Below are 21,460 nucleotides of genomic sequence, written 5' to 3' on the forward strand. Positions count from 1 at the left end.
ATGTCCGCCGAGAGCACCGATCACCGAAAACGCCCCCGACGTCGGGGGGAGGCCCTGGTCAACGCCATTCTCGAGGCCACCATCGAGGAACTGGCGGAGCACGGTTACACGGCGTTGACCATGGAGGGGGTCGCCGAGCGGGCCAGGGCGAGCAAGGCCTCCCTGTACCGGCGCTGGACCTCCCGCGCCACGCTGGTGATGGACGCGGTGTACCACCTGCTGCCCGACCCGTCGGACATCCCCGACACCGGGGAGCTCCGCGGCGACCTGCTGGTGCTGCTGCGCCAGAGCGCCCGGACCCTCTCCGGGCCCGCGGGTGAGGCCCTGCGCGGCCTGCTCGGGGAGGCGCTGACCTACCCGGAGCACGCCGTGCGGATCCGCTCCCGTTCCCAAGGGATGGGGCGGCAGATGATGGCGGAGGTCGCCCGAAGGGCCGTGGCGCGGGGCGAGATCCCCGCCGAGGCCGTGGTGGGACCCCGGTTGGATGTGGGCCAGGCGCTGCTGCGCAACCACTTCCTGTTCCGGGTGGAGCCCGTACCGGACGATCTGGTGGTGGAGATCGTGGACACGGTCCTGGTACCGCTCTTCCACACGGTGCCCCAACCCCGGAGTTGAGCTCGGCTAGGGCGTCGAAGTACACCTTCTCAGCCGTGTGGAGCTGATTCCATCGGCAGCAGACAGCACGTTGTTGCCCAAGGTCATGACGAGGGCGCGGCGTCAAGCTACGGCGCAGCGAAGTCCCTGAGAGTGGAAGCCGCTACATGCCGAAAGCCTCCATCAGACCTGCTACCAAACAATCGGGGCAGGATGCGAACTGTCCGTGCCGTCCACTAAGATTGGAGGGAGTAGCTGGTCTGGCCCCTTCCCTTGGCCAGATACTGGTTCCCGCCTACTCACGCAGCCGTCTGAGGCGACTCTGCGGTTGATTGCAGGCTTGTTTCGGTCTTCACTTGCCGCGTTTCTTGCTCCACCAGTGGATGTGTGATGTCCTGGTGCTCGTTCAACTCGTTTCCATGGAGGCCTGCGCTGTGACCAAGCAGTACTACGGCGTACCTCTCGAACGGAGCGACAACCTCAGACTTGAGCCGCACCGGAAGAGCTGTGATCCGGAGGAGTTCCCCGAGTGGCTGGATGCCCTCGGTAGTGAAAAACGACTCGCGGTTGATCTCTTCTCCGGGGCAGGGGGTCTGAGTCTCGGTTTGGAGCGAGCTGGTTGGACGGTTGCGGCTTCGGTCGACTTCGACAAGCGGGCGCTCGAAACGCACGCCGCGAACTTCCCAGGCATGAGCCTTCACATGGACCTTGGTGACCCTGCCGAGCGCGACAGGCTCGTGAGCCTCGTGGAACCAGCAAAGATCGATCTTGTAGCTGGAGGGCCCCCCTGCCAACCTTTCAGCAGGGCAGGGCGAAGCAAGATCCGCAGTCTCGTCGACCGCCACGGACGTGATCCACACGATCGCCGTAAGGAACTGTGGGGCGCCTACCTCGACGTCGTGGAGCGGATCCGACCGCGTGCGGTTCTCATGGAGAACGTGCCTGACATGGGCCTGACTGACGACTTCGTCGTCATCCGTATGATTGAGCAGCGGCTGGAGAACCTCGGCTACGCGACACAGGTACGCCTCGTTGACGCATGGCGCTATGGAGTGCCACAGCACAGGAAACGCCTGATCCTGCTGGCCAGGAACGACGTGGAAAAGTTCGAATGGCGACCAAGCCTGGAGCCTGAAGAGCGCACCAACCTCCGGGACGCGATCGGTGACCTGCCGGTCCTGCCTGTCGTACCCAGGGAGCGCATCGGCAAGCGCGAACTGCCGTACGGCAAGCCCCCCAGCCAGTCCTCATTCGTGAAGGACATGCGCAAGGGAGCTCCACGAGACCGTGTCTGGGACCACATGACGAGGCGGGTCAGGAAGGACGACTGGGAGATCTTCGCCGAGATGAACTCCAGGACCCTGTACTCGGAGCTTCACGCGTCTCAGCGGCGGTACAAGGCGGACCACTTCACTGACAAGTACAAAAAGCTCGGGTGGGAGGACCTGAGCAGGTCCATCACGGCGCACATCGCCAAGGACGGTTACTGGTACATCCACCCGGACCAGCACCGCACGCTGACCGTGCGGGAGGCCGCACGGGTGCAGACCTTCCCCGACCGGTTCCGGTTCGCGGGAACGCGTAGTGACGCCTTCCGGCAGATCGGCAACGCTGTACCGCCCATGCTCGGCGAGGCCGCAGCCGAAGTTCTGCTGCCCACAGGCGAGACCCAGACAAGCGGAAACGAGCTTCAGCCGCGCTGGCGCGGGGTCCGCGAGGACTTGACCATCTGGGCGAAACGTCAGCGCGAGACGGACAACTGGCATCAGTTTCCGGGAGGTTCTCAGTCGCCTCCGAGTGCGGCGGTGATGGCGCTACTTTCAGGAACCAGGCTGAAACCCGCTCAGTTGGAGAAGATGGCGGTGGTCGTCCAGGGACGGGAGTCACTCACCGAGACCGCGTACCTGGCGCTTCTCGACGCAGCCCCCACTTCGGCGGCCAAGACACGCATCGAACGGCTGGCCACAACAGTGGGCGAAACAAGTGTGTGGAGCGCACCGGAGAACCTCCCCGTACATCTGGCCATGAAGCCGTCAGAAGCGACTCTGTATCGTCTGCTGATCGGTGTGGACCTCCTCTGGGTGGGCCAGGGAGCGCTGCGCGTCGCCGCCAGGCTGAGCAACAGCGAATCGGACAAGGTGAACAGACTCAGCGATGGTCGCGTTGAGCTGGTGAAGCTGGTCGGAGCGGGTGATGACGCCACCCTGCGGATGGCTGCACTCCGTGTGATCGGAAACAGCATCTGTCGACCGAAGCAACCCCTGTGCTCGCAGTGTCCTCTGAGTACAGTCTGCGCTCGTAGGAATGAGATCTCGGACGACCTGTTCAGCGTCGCGCCGAGCGAGCTTTAGAAGCAGGAAGGCCCTGTCTGCGCAGGTCTGGAGATTCCGGTGTGCACCGAGCGGCAACGCTGAGTGCAGCCCGTCCCACGTCAGCGCGGATCTCGCACTCCCAGATCCGGATGACAGTCCACCCCGCGGCCTTGACCGCCGCCGTGTTGCGGCGATCCCTCTCCTTGTTCGTCTCGATCTTCTCCACCCACAGAGGCGCGTTCGGGCCTCTGAACACGGTAGGACCATGGACGGGACAGCCGTGCCAGAAACACCCGTCGACGAACACGGCGACGCCGTACCTTGGAAGGACGAAGTCAGCCGTACAACGGACAGCCACCCTGCGCTGAAGCCTGAACCTGAGCCCCAGCCTGTGCACAGCTCGCCTGAGAGCAACCTCGGGAACGGTGTCGCGAACGCGTCGTCCACGCAGGTGTTCGCCCTTTTCGGTACTGACCCACCGTCCGCCTTCGGCATTACCACCTGATGCCATGCCCGCTGCCCCAGTGTGTTGACAACCCTACGATTAGGAGGGTGCCACACCCTTCACCTGGTTTGGGAGCCAGCTGACCTCAAGCTCGACGACCAAGTTCGTGCCGAACCTTCCATCGAGCTGCTGGGAACAGCTTTGACGGGTGCGCACCAAACCGTCTAAGGGCAGGGGTTGAAACCCAGGGACAAGGCCTCATGGCGCGCGTGCACGGCCTGCAGTGCGTGGGTCTCGGGGATCTCCTGATCGAGTTCGAGTCGCCTACCGACATACTGGGCGAGCTGACGCTGCCAGGGTTCGAGGTTCCGGGTCTCCTTGGCCCAGTTCTCCATCGCGTACCACTCCTCCACAGGAATCAGCGCTACGTCCTCGCTCACACCCGCTTCGGTCCCAGCACCGCCCGCAAGCGCCGCCTCGTCCAGAGGGCTGTCCCGCAGCTCCGCCTCCAGTGTGTGGGGCAGAGTCCAGGGCATTCGGGACACCGCGTCCCAGCACTCGGCCTTCTTGGCCCACTCACCCGCGTGATTGCCCGCCTTCGGCCTGGTCACAACCCGCATGACGCGGGGACACAGTTTGTCGATGGCGTCCGCGAGCGCAGGGGTGATCCGCTGTTCCCGCCAGATTCTGTCGAGATCGACGCGCCTGTCCGTGGCGAGGGCAAGGCGTGCCGTGGTGTAGGTGGTGACCATGCTCTTGTAGCTGCCAGCCCCGTGGGCCGCCGCGACACGGTCCACCGCCTTGAACAGGATCGCCATCGCGATCACGCGGTGACAGTACTGAACGTCGACGCGAGGGGGCACTTCCTCGATGCGTAGCATGAACTCGGAGAAGTTCTTCTGTGCTCCTCGGCTGACGAGGTAGGGGAACTGGTTCCACGAGTGAACGAACTTCGCAAGGTCCGCTTTCGTGAATTTCTGCTTGGTTGGGTTCAGTTTCTTGAAGTGGCGCTGTTTCGCGGGTGTGCGGGCCTTCGCAACCTCGTCCGCGTACTGACCGCGTGCGCGCTCGTAGAACCAGTGTGTCTCCTGCCCGCTCCCGTCGATGGCCGGGGCCCACAGCGACCGGGTGATGCGCTGGACTGCCACGTGGTATTCGTGGTTCGAGCTGAAGTCGACCAGAGTCACACGGTTCTGTGTGTTGGAGTACTCGGAGATCTTCGGGACGATCTTCGCCAGGCGCTCCGGGGCCACCTCCGTGAGCTTCATCTGCACCTGGGCCTGCGACAGATCCGCCCTGTCTCGGCTCAGGGCGTGGTACAGGGAGGCGGTCGTCTGCCCCCCGTTCACGATCTGGAGTCCGTGTACCCGGGCCACACCGGTCGCCTCACCGTCCGGGCCGCGAACGAGGTCGACCTGGGAGGCCGTCGCCGTGATGCCGTTGTTGTAGGCCAGGAACCTCCCAGGCGCGTGCAGCAGTGTCTCCCTGATACCGCGGTTCACCGCACCACGGACCTGCAGGAACGAGCGGACGTTGAGCTCGAGCAACCGTGTGCCGTACTCTCCGTACAGTTCGGCGAGCCTCTGCCCCGGCACCACCGACAGGACCACGGAGTGGTCCGGCTCGGTGCTGGACGCGGAGACGCACGGCAACGGCGGGTCGAAGGACACCATGATGGGCTCGCTGAGGCTGCCGGACGTCTCGTGGCGGTGCAGCCGCGCCAAGTCCCACACCTCGTGGGTGACCGGGAGATCATCGAATTCGGTGGATGGGAGTTCGGTGGAGGTACTGACACGGTTGCTGAGCAGAAACAGCCTGATCCTCTGCACCTCGGCGAGTGCCTTCTCGACCGCCGCGCACATGTCGTAGACGTCGAAGGACCTGTCGACGTGCTGTCGAAGCCCGTCCCGACTCCTGCGTGCGAAGTTCAGGAGTCGTTTGAAGAGGGCCTCGGTCTGCTTCTTCGTGAGCCGGTCCTCCAACGGGTTCAGCTGGAAGTCCGTGACGAACAGGTCGAGACATCCCCCGGACTCCCCGATGCCGTACCCGTGCACCTCGTGTCCATGCGCCCGGTGATAGGCGGTGAAGGTGTTGGACACGACGCCGGCCTGTTCCAGGTCCTCGAACACGCGACGTGTGAACGCCTCCGGAGTGGTGGTTCCCTCGGCGTCGGCTGTTGCCTGGATGTCCGCGACAAGCCCCTGGGAGAACTCGGTGAGGTTGGTCTCAGGCATGTGCTCCCCCGATCAGTGCGGTCACCTCGTCGGTCGTGGCACGGTACTGCTCCAGCCCGGAGGTACTCACGTGGTAAGTGCAGTCGCCGACTCCCTCGGGAAGAGTCGACTCGACGACTCTGGGGAAATCTCCCCAAACCTGCCAGAACCGCAGTTCGCGCAGGGTGTAACGAGGTTCGTCGTAGAGGTCGCGCTGCCCGGGGAGGTATCCGGCCTGGATGAGTCGGCCGTCGAACCGGGCCCGTCCGGCTGGACCGGTGAGCTGCTCTCGTATGTGGTCCACCATCCCGTTCAGGCTCTCCCCCGATCCGCCGCGCCGCTCGTCGAGCATCACAAGCGCCAGCAGCAGCGCGGGCGTTCCGGTACCGTCCAACTGCCTCTCGCTGGCGATGCGGATGCTCTGAGGGCGCTTGGCGGTGCTGGCCTTGACCTCGATCGCCACCTCAGGGAGGTGGAAGTCCTGGTTGGCCCCCGTTGGCCCGGTCCACGTCTCGACGGCCTCCACCTGAACCAGGGCGGGGAGAACGTGGTCTCTGAACAGCAGCAGTTCGCCGTACAGTCCCAGACGCGCTTCGAAGCCCAGACCGTTCCTGTTGACCGCACGTAGGAGATCCTGCCACCTCTCGAACCTGTTCACCGCGGCGGTGAGGGCGGCAGCAGCACTCGGAGCCGCCCTGGCGGTGTCGGCGACGTCGGTGACCAGAGGATTGAACACCTCGCGGAGTTCGTTCGCGGTCAGGGTCACCTGGAGCTCGTACTCGGTACGGGACACCGCACTCAGGGTCATCTCCAGTCCGGCCGCCCGCGGAAGTCGCCCCACAGATCGCACGATGTGGTCCGCAGAACGGGCATCGGCTCTGAGAACAAGCATGCGTTGCCGGTCGGGATGGGAGACGGACAGGAAGATGTCGAGCGACGAGTCCGGATACAGACGAATCCTGGACCTCCCGGGGGTGTCCTGAGGGGTTTCCAGTTCACGCCACTCGTCCTCGGTGATGGTCACCCCTCGTCCTCCTCGTCGCCGGTGTAGATGTCCTCTCGCAACCAGGTGCTGTTGACGACGTACTCGGTGTCGGACTGGTACCTGGAGCGGGGGAAGCTCGCCTGGAAGCCCACGAGCGGCTTCCTCGTCCCTGAAGGCTGTGATCCCGGAAATTCGATCGGGTAGACAAGCAGCAGCGCCTGGTCTGGCCGACGCTGCCGCCGCAGGTAACTGCCCGAGGGAGCCTTCGGAATCGTTTCCTTCTCCTTCTTCTCCGCAACCTTTATCGCTGCCTGGTGTGCCCTGTGCCACTGCGCGTCGTCAAGGTCGAGGCTTTCGTCCTTCGGGCTGAGCACACGACGGATCGTGTACCGCCTTTCCGTCTCGAAGCCGGGGTTGAGCGGTGCGCGAGTCACCAGTCCGACGGTGTGCCCGGCGATCTCCTGCAGATGGTCCGAGGCAACCTTGCCGACCAGACACACCGTCCAACTGCTCAGCTCGCCCACCTTCACGCACTGGTCGATGTACTTCGCGATGAATCTCGGACGAACCCTCTGCGCCATGCGGTCGGTCTCGTATCCGGAGAGGAAGTCGGAGACCATCTCCGGGGAGACATCCCTCCACACCACGTTGCCGCCCGCGACCTTCTGGTCAGGTTCGGCGGCGAGCCCGAGCCGTCGGACGAAGTTCTCGAGCGCGGTGAAGTTGTGCTCGACGGTCCTGTCAGCGACGTCGAAGAGCACCGTCTCCGGCCCCTCTCCGGAGTAGCTGAGCATGACCTTCGTGCCCTGCCGCATCTTGTTGGCGGCGGTGACCGCAAGGCCCAGTGAGGAGGCGCGAACCTTCAACCCGAAGTCCCTCGGGGTGAGGTTGAGCGCTGCCATCTCCTCGACCTCCCTGCGCAGCTCGTCGGTGGCGGCGGTGACCTCGACGTACGCGGCTTCGAGCGCGGGTGTGGTGTACAGCCGACACAGGTCCTCGTGGCCCGGCCGGTACCCGAACCAGCGGCCCATCTGGAGCAGGGTGTCGTACGTCTTGGAGGCACGAAGGTAGTAGCTGACTGTCAAGCCCTCCAGTGTGAGGCCACGGGAGAGCTTCTGTCCGCCGATGGCGATGACCGAGAGGCCGCTCCTACGGTTCTCGTGGTAGTCGAGCGCGTCTTTCGACGTGCCGTTCACCGTCTTGACCTGGATCTTCCGAAGAGCTGGCAGGAGGTGTCCGGAGACCTGCTCCCAGTCCAGAACCTCGGCCTCGTCCGCAGGGAAGTGGGTCGTGGTGGTAACGAAGTCCCTCTCCCAGAGGGCCCGGAGCTCCGCTCGGAGTTCGGAGCTTTTCCCGTACCGGTCCTGGAGCGTGTCCACGACAAGTCGAAGATGGTCGTCCACCTGGTCACGAACAATGCCCTGCACAGCGGTGAAACGGGTGACATGCACCAACATGGAGTTGTGCACCTTCGTCTGGCCTCGGGCTCTGCGCGCCGCGCACGCGAGCACGAAGGAAGAGATCGCGTCGCGCAGGGACCGTGGAAGGTCGTCGGACGGAACAAAACCGGACTTGTGCTTGCTCGGCAGCCAGACATCCGCGTCGTTTACGTGGCGTACGAGCGGCAGTGACGGTGTGTCCTCCTCGTCGTCGTCCTCGACCTGCAGTCCGAAGACCCGCTCGGGCCCCAGATAGTTCGAGGGTGACGGAAGGCTGCGGACGAAGCTGTCGGGGAAGAGGTCCGCTCCGAGATCGGCGTGGTTGACGTCCGGGTCGATGTAGATGTTGGCGAAGGGAGTTGCGGTGTAACCGACGTAGGCCGCTTTGTCGAAGCTGTTCACGAGCTCACGGATCGCCGCGTTCGTCTTGGTCGGATCCGCCTCGGGATCACGGGTCGTGTTGATCGAGGCGTTGTCGGCCTCGTCGTCGATAACGAACAGCGGGACGTCACGCACGATCCTGCGCCCCGCCTCGTTCTCCTCACCGTGTACGTCCGTCACCCATGTGCGCAGGTACTCCAGGATGCGCCAGTGCTTCTTGACGACGAGGACGACCGGAAAGCTCCCGAGGGGGAAGTTGACCGCGGCTGCCGCCTGTCGACCGAAGTCCCCCTTCTCCGAGCTGTTGGTCGGTGAGGCGATGTCGAGTTTCCTGGTCAGGGGCAGCTTCCCCGCTCCCATGAGGCGAGAGTTACCGTCCTCGTTAGAGCGCGTCTGGTGCTGTGTGTCGAATCCCAGGAGCCCCTCGTCAATGCGCAGCTGGGTCTGACTCCGGAGGTCGTTGTGGATACCGGCGAGGACCACGACGAACCGGTATCCCGCGTCCACGGCCTTCGCGGCGAGGCCGATGTACTGACCGGTCTTACCCGACTGCACCTGACCGATCACCAGGCCCGTTCGACGCCAGGGGCCAGGACGGTACGGGTCCTCCAACTCGCTCAGCACCTCGTCGGTGCTCTGGTCCAGCCGCCGCACGACTTGGCGCGGCATGTGCCGAACGTCCTCGAGGTACCACCTGTAGCGATCCCAGAAGTCCCAGGTACGGTCGTTCCTGGCCTCGGGCAACCATGGCTCGTGTCCTTCTTCACTCCGGAGTCCCGAGGATCCCTCCTGGAACACCGCTGCCAGAACCTCGATCTCCTTGACCAGCTGATCCCGGTCGAGAACCCTTCCCTGCCCTGCCAACATTCCGAAGACCGAGTTGACTGCGTCCTGTACCTCGTCCGGGCTCGGTTGGCGGTCCGGTGGCAGCATGGCAAGAACCAGACGTTTGGCCGTGGTGAGAGACTCGAGAGACTCGTCAGGATCGACGCTCACTGGGGGACCTCCAACGGGACGGAGACGGTATCGATCAGGGTAGAGGGAGTCACCGACAGCGGACTCATCCGCTCCAGAACCCCTGGAGTTGGTCGAAGGGCGGCATGACCCTCAGTCTCTCCCTCGCGGCGGCGGGTGAGCGACCGTCCGACACCATCGCCTCGTAGATTCGCTGCGCGATTTCCGTGGCCTCGGGGTCGGCCTCCCCTCGTCCCCCGAAAGGCTCCGGGTCGTCCCTGGTGTCGGTCTCGTGCATCACACGGAGAGCGGTGACCGGCACGGTTTCCTCAAGGAGGCGGAGCAGGGCCCGCACGCCTTCCGGGCTACCACCGCCCGAACGTAGCGCGGCCGCGACCAGAGGGTGACTTCGGTTGATTCTGCAGGTGACCCGGTTGTCAGCGCGGCGGACCTTCCATGCGTACAGAAGGGGATCTCCGTGTGTACGGGCAGCGATCTGGCTCCGGTGACGCAGGACGTCGGCGGCCTGTGCCCGTGCCCTCTGAGCGATCCGGCGAAGGTGTGGGCGTAGGCCGACGGGTGGTACGACACTGGACTTGCGAACGTCGACGCCCCACTCCGCATCCGTCTCAGCGGAGATGTCGACAGCGATCCGGGCCAGGTTGAACTTCTCCTCACGGCGCATGCCGCGCAGTCCAAGCCAGGAACCCGCCAGGATCAAGCGATTCAGGCGGTAGACGTAGAACCCCTGCTGGTCCAACCAGCCGCTGGGGCCACCGGCGCTCCCGTAGTCGTTGCCGGTGAGCTGCTGGGAGCTGGGAAGGATGAACGCCTCCACCCGTACGGAGTTGGCACCGACGGGGATCTCCTCGACCGGGAGGCGCTGAACAGAGGGGTGACCTGCGAGAAAGGGGTCCCATGGTTCGACGGGTTCACCGGCAATCCTCAGGTTGCGACGCCGGGCGCCCGAGAGGAACCGCGCGAAGACCATGCCGAGGTGCGACTCAGTGCGTCTGGCCTCTCCGTAGAACTGGCCCTGGGTCCGCTCGTCGTCCTCGGTCACGTCGTCGACGTGATAGCCGTTGAGCTTTCGCCAGAGCACGACAGTGCCTTTGACAGGGGAGCGACAGATCCTCTCCAAAAGCGTCGTTGTCTCGCTGTCTGCGCCGTGCAGCAGCCGCCACTCGCCGGACTCCTCAACGACGTCCAGGTCCCATGTCCGGACGTTCCACACGCCTTCGGTGGCCGTGGCCACAGTGAGCTGTCTGGCCTGGGAGAACGACGCGGATTTGAGGCCGACCCCGAAGCGGCCCAGGTCGGTGGGCGCCCGCGGTGTCAACGGACGCGCCGCCACGGTCATGGCGGTGACGAGCTCTTTCTTGGTCATCCCCCTGCCGTCGTCGACGACAGCGATCCATGAGTCCCGTCCATGCCAGGTGAACTCGACGTCGATGTTCCGTGCGCCTGCGGAGATGCTGTTGTCGACTAGGTCCGCGATCGCGGCCGGCAGCGAATATCCCAGAGAACTGAGTGAGGCCACCATGCCGCCCGGTTCCGGGGCCGCGATTTCGTAAGTCACGCTCAGTCCCAGTTCTCTTCCCCATTGTTGTCGCAGGACGTCGGGTTGCAGAAGATGGTGCGAAACAGACGAGAGCACCGACGATCCTCATACGCCACGAGACCATATAGCCCTCTCAACGCACTCTATGACATGTTCGACAATCAGATGAGGACCTTCCCATAGTCTCCAGATGGTTCCGCGCCACCGTCGATCGCGACCGATTAACTCTCGGGCAGGGTCGGCATTCGCTTAGTTCAGGACGTCCGAAAGGTAGAGCGAGTGAAACTGGTAGCCGCGACCCTGTCTGTCAGTCTCAAGGGGGCGACGGAGCCGGGCCAGGTCCTTCTGCGCACACCTTCGAACGGTAGTTTCGGGGCATGGAGAGCAGCGAGGACGACCAGGGCCGCTGGTTGGTGCACGGTGAGCGCACCCTGTACGACAACCCGTGGGTACGGCTGGGCAAGGCCGACATCACCACGCCTTCGGGGAGCAGGTTCGAGCACCACACGGTAACCCTGCCATCGGCTGCGGTGATCGCGATCCTGGACCGGGCCGAAGAACACGTCCTGATGAGCTACCGGCACCGGTTCGTGCCCGACGTGTGGGGATGGGAACTGCCCGGAGGTCTACTGGATCCCGAGGAGGCTCCGGAGCGGACGGCTGCCCGTGAGGCGCTGGAGGAGACCGGGCACCGAGTCTCCTCGGTGGAGCACGTGGCCACGTTCGAGCCGATGATCGGCACGGTCCGAAGCCCTCACCACGTCTTCGTGGGGCGCGGCGCCGAACTGGTGGCGGATCCGACCGAGTTCGACGAGGGCGTCTACGAGTGGGTGCCCCTGACCAAGGCCCGTAGCCTGGTCGCCGAGGGACGGGTGCAGAGCTCAGGAACCCTCGTCGCCCTGCTCCACCTCCTGGCCTCCTGACGGGGACGAAGGTCCCAGGAGCCGGGTCAGGCGGGCACGTTGGCGGACGGAACCGGACCGCTCGGAGAGTTCGGTAGCGCGCCGTGCCTGCCGCTGGGCCTGGGTGACGTCTCCGCTGGCGGAGTAGGCCACGGCGAGGTCGGTGCGCAGCCCGGCCTCGGCACGACCCAACCCCAATGGGGCGATGTCATCAAGAGCTCGGGTGAGGTCTTCGATCGCCTCGCTGTGCCCAAGACGCGCCAGGCAGTGCCCCCGCCAGCGCATGAGATGGGTGTCGTCCAACATGAGAAACGGTAGCGATGGGTCATCGGGCTGTTGGGGAAGCAGCGAGAAGGCGTGATCCAAGGCTTTCCGGCATTCCGGTTCCTGGCCGAGGGAGGCGCGTACTTCCCCTTCAGCGGCCCACAACCACGAGCGCAACAATGCTGGTAGTGACTTTCCCTCGCCGTCATGCGTCGCCCTGAGAACCGCGAGTGCCTCACCGTTTCGCCCGCTGTCCAGGAGCACGTAGACCTGTTCGGCGCTCACGTGGGCCAGGACGGTCGGATCCCCGCTCTCCTGAGCAGCGGACTTGGCGATCTCGTAGTAGCCCCAGGACGTCGCCAGCCGACCTGCGTCGAGTGCCTGCCATCCGGTCAGGGACGCCGCCTCGGCCAGGGCACGAGCCAGACCGCGCCGCACGGTGCCGGGGATCGATTGACGCAGCAGTTCGTGCATCTGCTGGACATGGGCCTGGCTCTGGGCGAGGAGGTAGTGGGCACCCAGCTTGCGGTCTATCAGCCGTAGGTTTTGGGTCTGCTCCTCGAAGAGGCGGACGAGGGCGCTGTCGATGGACGCGATCTCCAGGCGCTCTCGTACCTGTTCATCGACGCCCGAGGTCTTTGGACGAGGGGCAGGGTTGGTGTCTCCAGCGACGGCAGAGCGCTCTGTTGCCAGGGGTGTCTGTCGGGGAGCCAGTCCGAGCAGTGCCCGGGAGGGGTCAGGCGTGGCGAGCCCATCGGCGATCCTCTCCATCAACTCCAGTGAGCTGACCATCCTCCTCCCGTTCAGGATCTCGCTCACACGTCCCTGAGCGATGCCGGTCGCCGAGGCGATCCGGGTCTGGCTCGCTCCATGCGCCTGCGCCAGCCGGAACAGGCCGGCGATGTCACGCTCACGCAGGAGCCGCTGCACGTCCTGCCGTTCCCATACCCGGACCGGAATTTCGATCCTCCCCCAGGAATGACCAGGCATCGCTTCCTTCCATCCCTTCGGAGACGAACTTGGACACGGCCTCGATTATCCCGAGGGGGATATCCGTTGGGAATGGGAAGGGCGGCACCCGAAACGGGATCGTCGCCTGTGACGCACCCTCCCGCTCCATCGCGAGCGCCGTCACAGGAGCCCGTTCATGGATGATTCCTCAGCTGCCGACTCACTTCCGGCGCATATCGACACCGACACCACGTTGCGCGTCAAGATCCTCGACGCCTGTGGGATGACCTGCACCTTCTGCCACAACGAGGGCACACCTGTCGTGGTCGACAACCGTCACCGCGGTCCCGGCCCCTTCCTGATCTCCGGAAGCTCCGGAAGGACGTCGATCTACGCCGCCACCAACGGCACTAGATTCCTGCCCAGCACGATCCCACCCGACGAGGACTTCGCCCACGCCCTGCACCGGTTGCGCAAGAGCATGGGGTTCACCGAACTCCACCTCACCGGCGGCGAGCCCACTCTCCACCCGCGTCTGCCCGACCTGGTCCGCCTCGCCGCTGACCAGGGATACCGGGTGTGCATGACCTCCAACGGCGAGAACGGGGCCCGGCAGATCCCCGCCTGCGCCGACGCCGGGCTCGACCGGGTCAACTTCTCCGTCTTCGGCACGACCCCCGAAGAACTCGCCCAGGTCCAACACACACGTTTCCGTGACCGAGCCAAGGCCGCAGCCAAGATCGAGGCCCTGAACGCCTCCATCCAGGCCTGCGTCGACAGCGGAGTCCGGGCCAGCGCCAACATCGTGGTCCTCGACCACACCCACATCGGCCGTGTCCACCGGCTCCTGGACACCTACGCGCCGGAACTGTCCGTGCGCCTGCTCAACTCCCTCGACCACGGCCAGCCATCCATCGACGCCATCAACGAGGTCCTGGACCAACGCGGTGCGGTAGCCGAGGCCCATCACCTCACGGCAGGAGCCTCCGGCGCGCGCACCACCTACCGCATCGACGGCGGACGACGTCGTATCCACGTCAAATGGATCCGTCCCGTGCGACTGCCCACCACATGCCAGGGGTGCCGGTTCAACAACGACGCCGACTGCCAGGAAGGCTTCTACGGACTCCGCCTGTACCGGGACCGCTCAGGCAACCATCTGGTCGGCGTGTGCCTGCAACGCATGGACCTGTGCGAGCCGATCGAGGACTTCCTCGACGGGCCCGTGAGTACCGAGATCCTCCGCTTCCGCCAGGCAGACCGTGACAGGCTGGAAGTTGCCCACAACACACCTCCATCACCGCTCCGGTGACCGCGCACCGCGAGGAAGGGAACCCGACGACATGAGCGCGATCGAGTACGAGGCCAAAGCCCTGGACATCGAACCCGAGGAGGTAGCCCGGCTCATCCTGGACAAGGGCGGCTCCGACCTCGGGGAAGTACTCCAACGGCGCTACGTCTACGACATCGAACCCGGCGACGCCTCTCGCTGGGTACGCCTGCGCGACACCGGAAGCCAGGTCACGCTCACGGTCAAGGAGATCGACTCCGACGCGATCGGCGGCACCCGCGAGACCGAGACGGAAGTTGGCGACTTCGAGACCGCCAACGCCCTCCTGGACAGGCTCGGCTACACCCCCAAGGCCTACCAGGAGAACCGTCGCCGCAGCTTCACCCTCGACGGTGCACAGTTGGAGATCGATACCTGGCCGCGAATCCCAGCCTATCTGGAGATAGAAGCACACAGCCGCGCCGAAGTGGTACGTGTCGCGGCCCTGCTCGGCTACGACGAGGCGGAGCTGACGGGGGAGAACACCACCAAGGTCTACGCCCGCTACGGCATCGACCTTTCCACCATCACCAACCTGCGCTTCGATATGGAATGAGCGACGCCCGCGGTGCGCCCGCCCCTACGCGGTGGGCGTACCGCGGCCCGCCCTCGTGCTTGTGGACAGGGACTGGAAGAGACCGGGACTGATAAACCCTGGCGCCTCTGAACCTCTCGCCCTTGTGCCACTCAAGGCCGCGCATCGAGTTCTCCGCGTGCCTATCGCACCAGTTCGTAGCTATCGCCCGCCGACAAGGGTTCCGTCCGGGGCGCCACTGCGGAGTTCTCCCGCGTCGACACCGAGCTTGAAGGCGTCCCACTCGGCCTTGGTGTAGGCGAGCACGGGCGAGTTCGGAGTGGCGGTGTCGGTGAGGGTGAAACCGCCCTCAGGGAGGAACTCAGCTCTCAGCCGTCCGGAACCGGTGGTGTCGCCTCGGATGACCCGGGTGAGGAAGTGTTCCCAGTCAGCGCCGGAGACAGTGATGGTGGGGCCGTCGGGGTTCTTGGTGTCTCCGACCTCGATCAGGCCCGCACGTGGAACCCGCACCTGGACGCAGCCCTGGGCACTCGTGCTCGCGCTCGCCTTGACCCAGGGTGCGGTGACCGGCTCGGTGTGCTGAATAGTGAGGGCTTCGGGTTCACGGTTCACGGGTGTCCTCCAAAGCGGCCTTGATGAGCTGGACCGACTCCTTCGTGGAGAGGGCATCGGCGAGAAGGTGGTTGTAGAGGAGCTTACAGCGGCGTAGATCGCGGGTTTTCTCCAGTGTCAGGTTGCCTCCGTGACTGTCCACGTAGATCACTTCAGGGGACGACGGTTCGAACTCCAGGATGCTGAAGGAGCCCGCGAGCCCCGCGTGGGCCCCCACAGACGTAGGGATGATCTGGATGGTCACGTGGGGCAGTTCCGTGGCGACGGCGAGCAGGTGGCGCAATTGTTCGGCGAGGACCTGAGCACCTCCGACAGGACGATGCAGCACGATCTCTTCCAGGACGACCCAGAACTGAAGCGGGTCGTGCTCACGGGTGAGAAGCTCCTGCCGACGCAGCCGCAGGTCGGTGAGGAGATCGATGTCGTCGGGGTGTTCGGCCGGGTTGCCCGCTGTGAGAACGGCGTGGGCGTAGTCCTTCGTCTGGAGCAGGCCGTGTACCAGGCTGGGCTCGTACGCCCGCAGGGACGTGGCGTCCGACTCCAAGCCCACATAGGTCTCGAACTTGGGCGGCAGGACGCTCTCATAGGACTCGTACCAGCCCTTGCGCCGCGCCTCCTCCGCGAGTTGGAGGAGAATTTCCCGGTGTTCCTCCGTGGCCTGGTAGAGGTCCATGAGCATGGTCAGCTCGGGGTGAGTGGGAACGACTTTGCCACCCTCGACCCGGTAGATCTTCGGTGAGCGCACGCGAAGCTGCTTCGCGACCTGCTCGCCGGTGAAGTCGTTGCTCTCCCGGAGTTGCCGAAGCAGTATCCCCAGCTTGCGGCGGCTGGCCGCCGGGGCATGGCGTTCGGTCATCAGTGCACCCATCCTGATCGGCTCGGGCTTGGCTCAGATCGTCGCTCATTGTCTCGCATGACCCTTGCATCTTCCTGAAAATATTTTCTAGAGAAGGTTGCAGAGAATATTTTCAAGCTGCATCATGGTTCTGATCGCAAGCGTGTTCTCTTCCACACCCAGGGTTACAGCCCAGGGCGGCTTCAGGTGCGGCTGACCGATCTGGCGCACCGGAGACCTCTCTGCGCGGCGAGGGCCCAACTCGCACGCTTTCGTCTGATGGAGCGAACTCCTACCGCCGCTCGGAGGGCATGGATGACCGGATACGAGATCCCACGACCGAGGCGCGGGCCAGACAATAACCAGCTTGTGCCGCGCGGGGATGCGGCACGAGCCAGGAACCGTTGGCGCGGGGAGGCCACGGGCTACTTCGACGGGAGGCCGGAACAGGTCGCCCGCATCCGCGCCTGGTGCCGGAAGGCCACCGGGTTCAACGAGGACCGGGCCGCTCCGGTCGTACTTGTCGCCAGCGAGCTGGTCACCAACGCGGTCAGGCACACGGCCTCCGGAGGTCGATGCGGGCGGGTCAGGATCACCCTGGAGGTCATGCCCGGCGACTTCGTCCTGATGAGGGTGACCGACGACGGGCCCCGCGCTGGCCGACCGCCCACCTACCCCGGCGTGCCCAACTGCTCCGAGGAGCTGAACGCCGAAGGGTACGGCCTGACCGTGGTCACTGCGCTCTCGAAGAAGTGGTGGTGGACCAACCGTCCCAACGGTCCGCTGACGGTGTGGGCGTTCATCGATCCCCAGCGCGACCTCAACGACGTCTGAACCCCGAGCGCCGAATCGGCGGGAAGCGCAGCCCCGAGGGGCCATTGACACCCGCCCGAACAGCACACACGAAGATGCCCCAGCCGGTGTTAGGAGCACCGGGCCGGGGCGCGACAACCACCTGAGAAAGCAGGAGGCCATCATGCATCAGCCTAGCGGGCGACACCGCAGGCCACGTCGAACCCTGGCCGAACAGGTATGGGCCGTCGCCGCCACACTGCTGGCGGCGGCCCTGACGTTCGTGTTCGTCCCCCAGACACCCAGGTGGGAGCGGACCGCGCTTCCACCGGCGCCCGACCGTCCCCGGTTGCCTGCCGCACCCACTCCGACGCGCCTCGCGCGCGAACCCGGCGTCTTCCCCGACCATCGACTGTCGAAGACATCCGCACGCTGTGCGAACGGCTACCGCGATACCGGCCCGGACGAGGACGCGAGCTCGCTGGTCCGCCCCTACATGCCCCCACCGCCCGAACCACGACCGCTGGTTCCCCTCCCCCGGATACCCGAAGGCGACCTGCTGGCCAACCCGTCGCAGGATCCGCCACGCCCCGTGTCAGAAGACCCGGACAACATGGACGACCTCGCTGCGGTGATCCGCACCTACCTCGCCACCGTCGGCTGAACCGAGGAGCGCGAGCCGGGAAGCCACCGGAAAAACACGTGGAGTGACGGGGCCGGACGCTGTTACCGTCGGCAAAATCCCACCGGCCCGCACACGGGTCCACACGGAAGCGGACCGCCCATGGCGACCACCCCCTCCCCAGGAGAACCCCCGCGACCGCCGAGCGGCGAGGGCGGCGGGTTCCCGCTCCTCGCCCGGCTCAGCCTCTACACGACGGTCCACACCCTGGCCGACTTCGCGTTCGGCGCCGTCTTCGTCACGGTGATCATCGCGCGCGGCGCCGACCCGTGGGCCGTGGGAGCGACACTCGCCGCGGGCCACCTCCTCGGCCTGCTCATGGAGGCGCCCAGCGGAGCCATGGGCGACCGGTACGGGCACCGCCGCCTGCTGACGATCGGTCTGGCGGTGTGGGGCACGGGTCTGGTGGTCCTCGGGACCGCCGAAGGGCTCGCGCTGACCGTGGTGGGCGTGTGCCTGGGCAACGTCGGGGCGTCCCTGAAGTCCGGCACCCTCATCGCGATCCTGGTCAACCGGGTCGGTGACCGCGACCGGAGCCGGCGGATCGCGCGGATCGTGCGGGTCGGTGCGGTGTCCGCCAGAACGGGCTCGGTGCTGGGTGCGGCCTCGGTGATGGTGGCGGGGACGTGGCTGCCGGCCGAGACGATGATCGCCCTGGGAGGTGTGCTGATACTGCTGCTGGCGGTGCTTGCCCCCTGGTGCTTCCCCGCCACCCCCGGCCGGCCGGACCGGAGGATCAGCGCGATCGTCCTCGAGTCGGTGCTCCTGGTGGCATCCCGGCGCTTCGTCCCCCAGGTGGTCCTGGCGCTGTCCCTGATGGTGGCCACGATGCTGCTCGTAGTGGCCTGGCAGCCGATGCTGCTGGCCGAGTACGGCGGCGAGGACGTGCGCCTGAACGGCTTGGTGCTCCTGCTGATGAGCCTGTCCCTGACCGCGGGGGCGGCCTGTGCGCGCTGGGTGGACCGGGACCGCCCGCACCTGTGGGGGCCGCTGGTCTCGACGGGGATCGGACTGCCTCTGGTCCTGGCCGCGTACGGAGCGGTCCCGCTGGTCGCCGGGCTGGTGGTCGCGGAGTTCCTGATCGGTCTGGGCGGTGTGCTGTCCGGGGTGTGGAGCCAGTTGATGTTCACCGACGCCAACCGGAACACCATGTTCTCGGCGATGACGGTGGCGACCCTGGTCGGGAGCGTCGCCACGACCGGTTCCTTCGGCTGGCTGTGGGAGCTGTGGGGGATCCCGTTCGCCGTGTCCGCGTTGGCCGTGGTGGCCCTCGTGCTGGCGGTGGCCGCCATGGTCCTCACCCGGCTCTTCCCGGAGTCCGCGGACTTCACCTGGGCCGTACGGCGGAACAACGCCCGGGAGGACGCCGGGGAGGGCCCCTGAACCGGCCCGGTCCGGGGCCGGTCCGTCCCCGGCTGTTAGCCTGCGGCCCAAGTGAGGCGGGAACCGCTGACGTGGGGGGAAGCGAGAGACCATGAACCTGCCCGAACTCCTGAGGGCGCGTCCGATCCTCCAGGCCCCGATGGCCGGGGGTACGTCCACGCCCGCTCTGGTGCACGCGGTGAGCGGGGCGGGCGGCCTGGGGTCGCTCGCCGCCGGATACCTGTCCGCCGAAGCACTGGGCGAGCAGATCGACGGTGTCCGGAGCCTGGGGACGGACGTGTTCGGCGTGAACGTGTTCGTTCCCTCCGGTGCCCCCGCGCCCGAGCCGGTGGTCGCCGACTACCGGTCCGAGCTGGCCGGGGATGCCCGCCGCCACGGGGTGGAGGTCGGCCCGGCCAGGCATGACGACGACTCCTGGGAGGCCAAGGTCGACCTGTTGGCCTCCGCGGCCGTTCCACTCGTGAGCTTCACCTTCGGCTGCCCGTCGGCGGGGGTCCTGGAACGTCTGCGGGAGGCGGGGTCGGCCACGGTCGTCACCGTCACCACCGTCGACGAGGCCCGTACCGCCGTGTCCCGGGGTGCCGACGGGGTGTGCGTCCAGGGTGTGGAGGCCGGAGGGCACCGCGCCACCTTCGACCCCGCCAACGGTGACGACCGCCCCCTCCTGGAACTGCTGCCCGAGGTCGTGCGCGCCGTCGAGGTGCCCGTGATCGCGGCCGGCGGCATCATGACCGGCGCGGACGTGGCCGCCGCCCTGGCGGGCGGGGCCGTCGCCGTCCAGCTCGGCACGGCCTTCCTGCGCTGTCCGGAGAGCGGGGCGCAACCCCCGCACAAGGACGCTCTGACCGACCCCGCCTTCACCGGGACAGCTCTGACCCGGGCGTTCACCGGACGTCCGGCGCGCGGCCTGACCAACCGCTTCATGCGTGAACACCCCGGAGCCCCCGCCGCCTACCCCGAGGTGCACCACATGACCAAGCCGCTGCGGGCCGCCGCGGCCCGGGCCTGCGACCCCGAGGGCATGGCCCTGTGGGCGGGCACCGGCTTCCGCCAGGCCCGGGAACTGCCCGCTGCCGAGCTGGTCGCCCGGTTGTACGCCGAGTCCGCCGAGGCGGGCGCCCGGTTCCGGGGCTCCCCGCACACCTGAGGGCCCGCCTTTCGGAGGTCCCCGGCTATTCTTCCGGGGCCCGGGGCCGCCCGCGGGCGGGCGGCCCCGGTAGGTTCGTCGCGTGAGTCTGCGCCTGACCTACCTCGACACCCACGTGGACGTGTGCACCGCTCAAGGAGCGGACCTCACCGAGACTCTGCGGTTCCTGGGGACGCACGTCACCTCCGGCCCGGTCCCCGGGGGCGGACCCGGCCCCCTGGCCACCCTGCACGTGTCCACGGAACCCGCACCCCCGCCTCCTCCCGGGACCCCCTGGACCGACGGTTTCGTCCGGGAGAGCGCGAGCGCCTTCTTCACCGTCCCCGCCCGTCTTGCCGTTGCCGGGGGCCGCGAGTACACGGAGTGTGTGCGGACCGGGACCCGCTTCGTGTTCGACCCCGCCGCGCGCCGTATCGACGTCACCGTCACCCCCGACACCGCGCTGGAACCGGTCGAACTGCTCCGCGAGCTGTTCCTGAAGGACCAGGAGAACCGGGGTGCGGTGGTCCTGCACGCCGCCTCCGCGCACCGGGGCGGCACCGCCGTACTGGTCGTCGGCGCCAAGGGCTCGGGCAAGAGCACGGTTCTGCTCGAACTGGTCGAGCACCACGGCCACGAGATCATGAGCGGCGACAAGACGGTCGTGCGCCGACAGCCGGACGGCTCCCTGCTGGCATCGGGGTGGCCGGACTACCCGCACCTGGGCTACGGGACGGTCGCCAAGTACCCCGGGCTGGCGGAGATCGCCGGGGCCACCGGGGAGCCCGAGGGCCATGCCTTCTCCCCGTACGGAAAGTACGCGGTGGACCCGGTCCCCTTCCGAAGGCGGTTCCCCTCCGCCACCCCCGGCCTGCGCGTTCCGGCCCGGACGGTCGTCCACCCCCGGATCGGACCGGGCCCCACCCGGCTCCTGCCCGCCGACGGGGACCCAGCCGCGCTCGCCGCGAACACCGAGTCGGCCTTCGACGGCCCGGCGTGGAACAGCTTCGTCCCGGACCTTCGGGACCGGTGGGCGGATGCGCGCGCGGGCATCCTGGACGAGCTCGCCGCGCTCCCTTCCCTGGAGCTCACCGGGACCGGCGATCTCGCCGGGTTCGACCTCCCCTGAGCTGACCCCCGGACCCCCGCCCTCGGGCCCCGCTG

At 66.6% G+C, this 21,460-nt stretch carries 18 protein-coding genes; 10 read left to right on the forward strand and 8 right to left on the reverse strand.

The window, feature by feature from the left end; translation table 11 throughout:
* A complete protein-coding gene (locus ACUKCB_RS18375) occupies positions 1–615 on the forward strand; it encodes a TetR/AcrR family transcriptional regulator (protein ID WP_473036838.1) in 615 nt (204 codons plus the stop codon).
* Between the two features lie 413 nt (positions 616–1,028).
* Entirely contained in the window at positions 1,029–2,945 is a 1,917-nt protein-coding gene (locus tag ACUKCB_RS18380; protein WP_473036839.1) for a DNA cytosine methyltransferase, read from the forward strand.
* On the opposite strand, the gene ACUKCB_RS18385 is transcribed toward ACUKCB_RS18380, so the two are convergent.
* From ACUKCB_RS18385 to ACUKCB_RS18405, 5 genes are all read right to left on the reverse strand, one after another.
* Positions 2,920–3,417, reverse strand: coding sequence for a very short patch repair endonuclease (locus ACUKCB_RS18385; protein ID WP_473036840.1), 498 nt, complete (start codon positions 3,415–3,417; stop codon positions 2,920–2,922). The genes ACUKCB_RS18380 and ACUKCB_RS18385 overlap by 26 nt on opposite strands.
* Before the next feature lie 158 nt (positions 3,418–3,575).
* Positions 3,576–5,585, reverse strand: a complete 2,010-nt coding sequence (locus tag ACUKCB_RS18390; protein WP_473036841.1) for an AIPR family protein — start codon at positions 5,583–5,585, stop codon at positions 3,576–3,578.
* Entirely contained in the window at positions 5,578–6,588 is a 1,011-nt protein-coding gene (locus tag ACUKCB_RS18395) for a PD-(D/E)XK motif protein (RefSeq protein WP_473036842.1), read from the reverse strand. The genes ACUKCB_RS18390 and ACUKCB_RS18395 overlap by 8 nt, the downstream gene beginning before the upstream one ends.
* Positions 6,585–9,365 carry a Z1 domain-containing protein gene (locus ACUKCB_RS18400; RefSeq protein ID WP_473036843.1) on the reverse strand — a complete coding sequence of 927 codons (2,781 nt, stop codon included), beginning with the start codon at positions 9,363–9,365 and terminating at the stop codon, positions 6,585–6,587. The genes ACUKCB_RS18395 and ACUKCB_RS18400 overlap by 4 nt, the downstream gene beginning before the upstream one ends.
* Before the next feature lie 64 nt (positions 9,366–9,429).
* Positions 9,430–10,902 carry an ATP-binding protein gene (locus ACUKCB_RS18405; protein WP_473036844.1) on the reverse strand — a complete coding sequence of 491 codons (1,473 nt, stop codon included), beginning with the start codon at positions 10,900–10,902 and terminating at the stop codon, positions 9,430–9,432.
* A 359-nt stretch (positions 10,903–11,261) separates the two neighbouring features.
* On the opposite strand from ACUKCB_RS18405, the gene ACUKCB_RS18410 reads away from it, so the two are divergent.
* The gene (locus ACUKCB_RS18410) at positions 11,262–11,807 is read left to right on the forward strand and encodes an NUDIX hydrolase (RefSeq protein ID WP_473036845.1); all 546 of its coding nucleotides are present in this window, start codon (positions 11,262–11,264) and stop codon (positions 11,805–11,807) included.
* On the opposite strand, the gene ACUKCB_RS18415 is transcribed toward ACUKCB_RS18410, so the two are convergent.
* Positions 11,766–13,040 carry a helix-turn-helix domain-containing protein gene (locus tag ACUKCB_RS18415; RefSeq protein WP_473036846.1) on the reverse strand — a complete coding sequence of 425 codons (1,275 nt, stop codon included), beginning with the start codon at positions 13,038–13,040 and terminating at the stop codon, positions 11,766–11,768. The genes ACUKCB_RS18410 and ACUKCB_RS18415 overlap by 42 nt on opposite strands.
* A gap of 157 nt (positions 13,041–13,197) precedes the next feature.
* Between ACUKCB_RS18415 and ACUKCB_RS18420 the strand changes: the two genes are divergently transcribed.
* Complete coding sequence (locus ACUKCB_RS18420) at positions 13,198–14,313, forward strand: radical SAM protein (protein WP_473036847.1); 1,116 nt, start codon at positions 13,198–13,200, stop codon at positions 14,311–14,313.
* Between the two features lie 31 nt (positions 14,314–14,344).
* Positions 14,345–14,887: a class IV adenylate cyclase gene (locus ACUKCB_RS18425; protein WP_473036848.1), complete on the forward strand. Its 543-nt coding sequence runs from the start codon at positions 14,345–14,347 to the stop codon at positions 14,885–14,887.
* Positions 14,888–15,067: 180 nt separating this feature from the next.
* On the opposite strand, the gene ACUKCB_RS18430 is transcribed toward ACUKCB_RS18425, so the two are convergent.
* Together ACUKCB_RS18430 and ACUKCB_RS18435 are read right to left on the reverse strand one after the other, a co-directional pair.
* The gene (locus ACUKCB_RS18430) at positions 15,068–15,478 is read right to left on the reverse strand and encodes a DUF397 domain-containing protein (RefSeq protein WP_473036849.1); all 411 of its coding nucleotides are present in this window, start codon (positions 15,476–15,478) and stop codon (positions 15,068–15,070) included.
* A complete protein-coding gene (locus ACUKCB_RS18435) occupies positions 15,468–16,334 on the reverse strand; it encodes a helix-turn-helix domain-containing protein (protein WP_473036850.1) in 867 nt (288 codons plus the stop codon). The genes ACUKCB_RS18430 and ACUKCB_RS18435 overlap by 11 nt, the downstream gene beginning before the upstream one ends.
* Positions 16,335–16,682: 348 nt before the next feature.
* Here ACUKCB_RS18435 and ACUKCB_RS18440 point away from each other — a divergent pair, with 348 nt between their 5' ends.
* The 5 genes from ACUKCB_RS18440 (at position 16,683) to ACUKCB_RS18460 (ending at position 21,425) form a co-directional block, all read left to right on the forward strand.
* The gene (locus tag ACUKCB_RS18440; protein WP_473036851.1) at positions 16,683–17,147 is read left to right on the forward strand and encodes an ATP-binding protein; all 465 of its coding nucleotides are present in this window, start codon (positions 16,683–16,685) and stop codon (positions 17,145–17,147) included.
* A gap of 142 nt (positions 17,148–17,289) precedes the next feature.
* Positions 17,290–17,769, forward strand: a complete 480-nt coding sequence (locus ACUKCB_RS18445; protein ID WP_473036852.1) for a hypothetical protein — start codon at positions 17,290–17,292, stop codon at positions 17,767–17,769.
* Positions 17,770–17,889: 120 nt separating this feature from the next.
* On the forward strand, positions 17,890–19,170 hold the full coding sequence (locus tag ACUKCB_RS18450) for an MFS transporter (protein ID WP_473036853.1): 1,281 nt from the start codon (positions 17,890–17,892) through the stop codon (positions 19,168–19,170).
* Positions 19,171–19,261: 91 nt separating this feature from the next.
* Positions 19,262–20,317: a nitronate monooxygenase gene (locus ACUKCB_RS18455; protein ID WP_473036854.1), complete on the forward strand. Its 1,056-nt coding sequence runs from the start codon at positions 19,262–19,264 to the stop codon at positions 20,315–20,317.
* 82 nt (positions 20,318–20,399) lie between these two features.
* Positions 20,400–21,425, forward strand: coding sequence for a hypothetical protein (locus ACUKCB_RS18460; RefSeq protein WP_473036855.1), 1,026 nt, complete (start codon positions 20,400–20,402; stop codon positions 21,423–21,425).
* Positions 21,426–21,460: the final 35 nt, after the last annotated feature.

The organism is Nocardiopsis moroccensis (genome assembly GCF_055763695.1).

Bases quoted from the DNA above. Each gene is read 5' to 3' on its own strand.
- ACUKCB_RS18375 (WP_473036838.1), top strand. From the start codon at position 1: ATGTCCGCCGAGAGCACCGATCACCGAAAACGCCCCCGACGTCGGGGG.
- ACUKCB_RS18415 (WP_473036846.1), bottom strand. From the start codon at position 13,040: ATGCCTGGTCATTCCTGGGGGAGGATCGAAATTCCGGTCCGGGTATGG.
- ACUKCB_RS18385 (WP_473036840.1), bottom strand. From the start codon at position 3,417: ATGGCATCAGGTGGTAATGCCGAAGGCGGACGGTGGGTCAGTACCGAA.
- ACUKCB_RS18420 (WP_473036847.1), top strand. From the start codon at position 13,198: ATGGATGATTCCTCAGCTGCCGACTCACTTCCGGCGCATATCGACACC.
- ACUKCB_RS18425 (WP_473036848.1), top strand. From the start codon at position 14,345: ATGAGCGCGATCGAGTACGAGGCCAAAGCCCTGGACATCGAACCCGAG.
- ACUKCB_RS18455 (WP_473036854.1), top strand. From the start codon at position 19,262: ATGAACCTGCCCGAACTCCTGAGGGCGCGTCCGATCCTCCAGGCCCCG.
- ACUKCB_RS18435 (WP_473036850.1), bottom strand. From the start codon at position 16,334: ATGACCGAACGCCATGCCCCGGCGGCCAGCCGCCGCAAGCTGGGGATA.
- ACUKCB_RS18450 (WP_473036853.1), top strand. From the start codon at position 17,890: ATGGCGACCACCCCCTCCCCAGGAGAACCCCCGCGACCGCCGAGCGGC.
- ACUKCB_RS18390 (WP_473036841.1), bottom strand. From the start codon at position 5,585: ATGCCTGAGACCAACCTCACCGAGTTCTCCCAGGGGCTTGTCGCGGAC.
- ACUKCB_RS18410 (WP_473036845.1), top strand. From the start codon at position 11,262: ATGGAGAGCAGCGAGGACGACCAGGGCCGCTGGTTGGTGCACGGTGAG.
- ACUKCB_RS18445 (WP_473036852.1), top strand. From the start codon at position 17,290: ATGCATCAGCCTAGCGGGCGACACCGCAGGCCACGTCGAACCCTGGCC.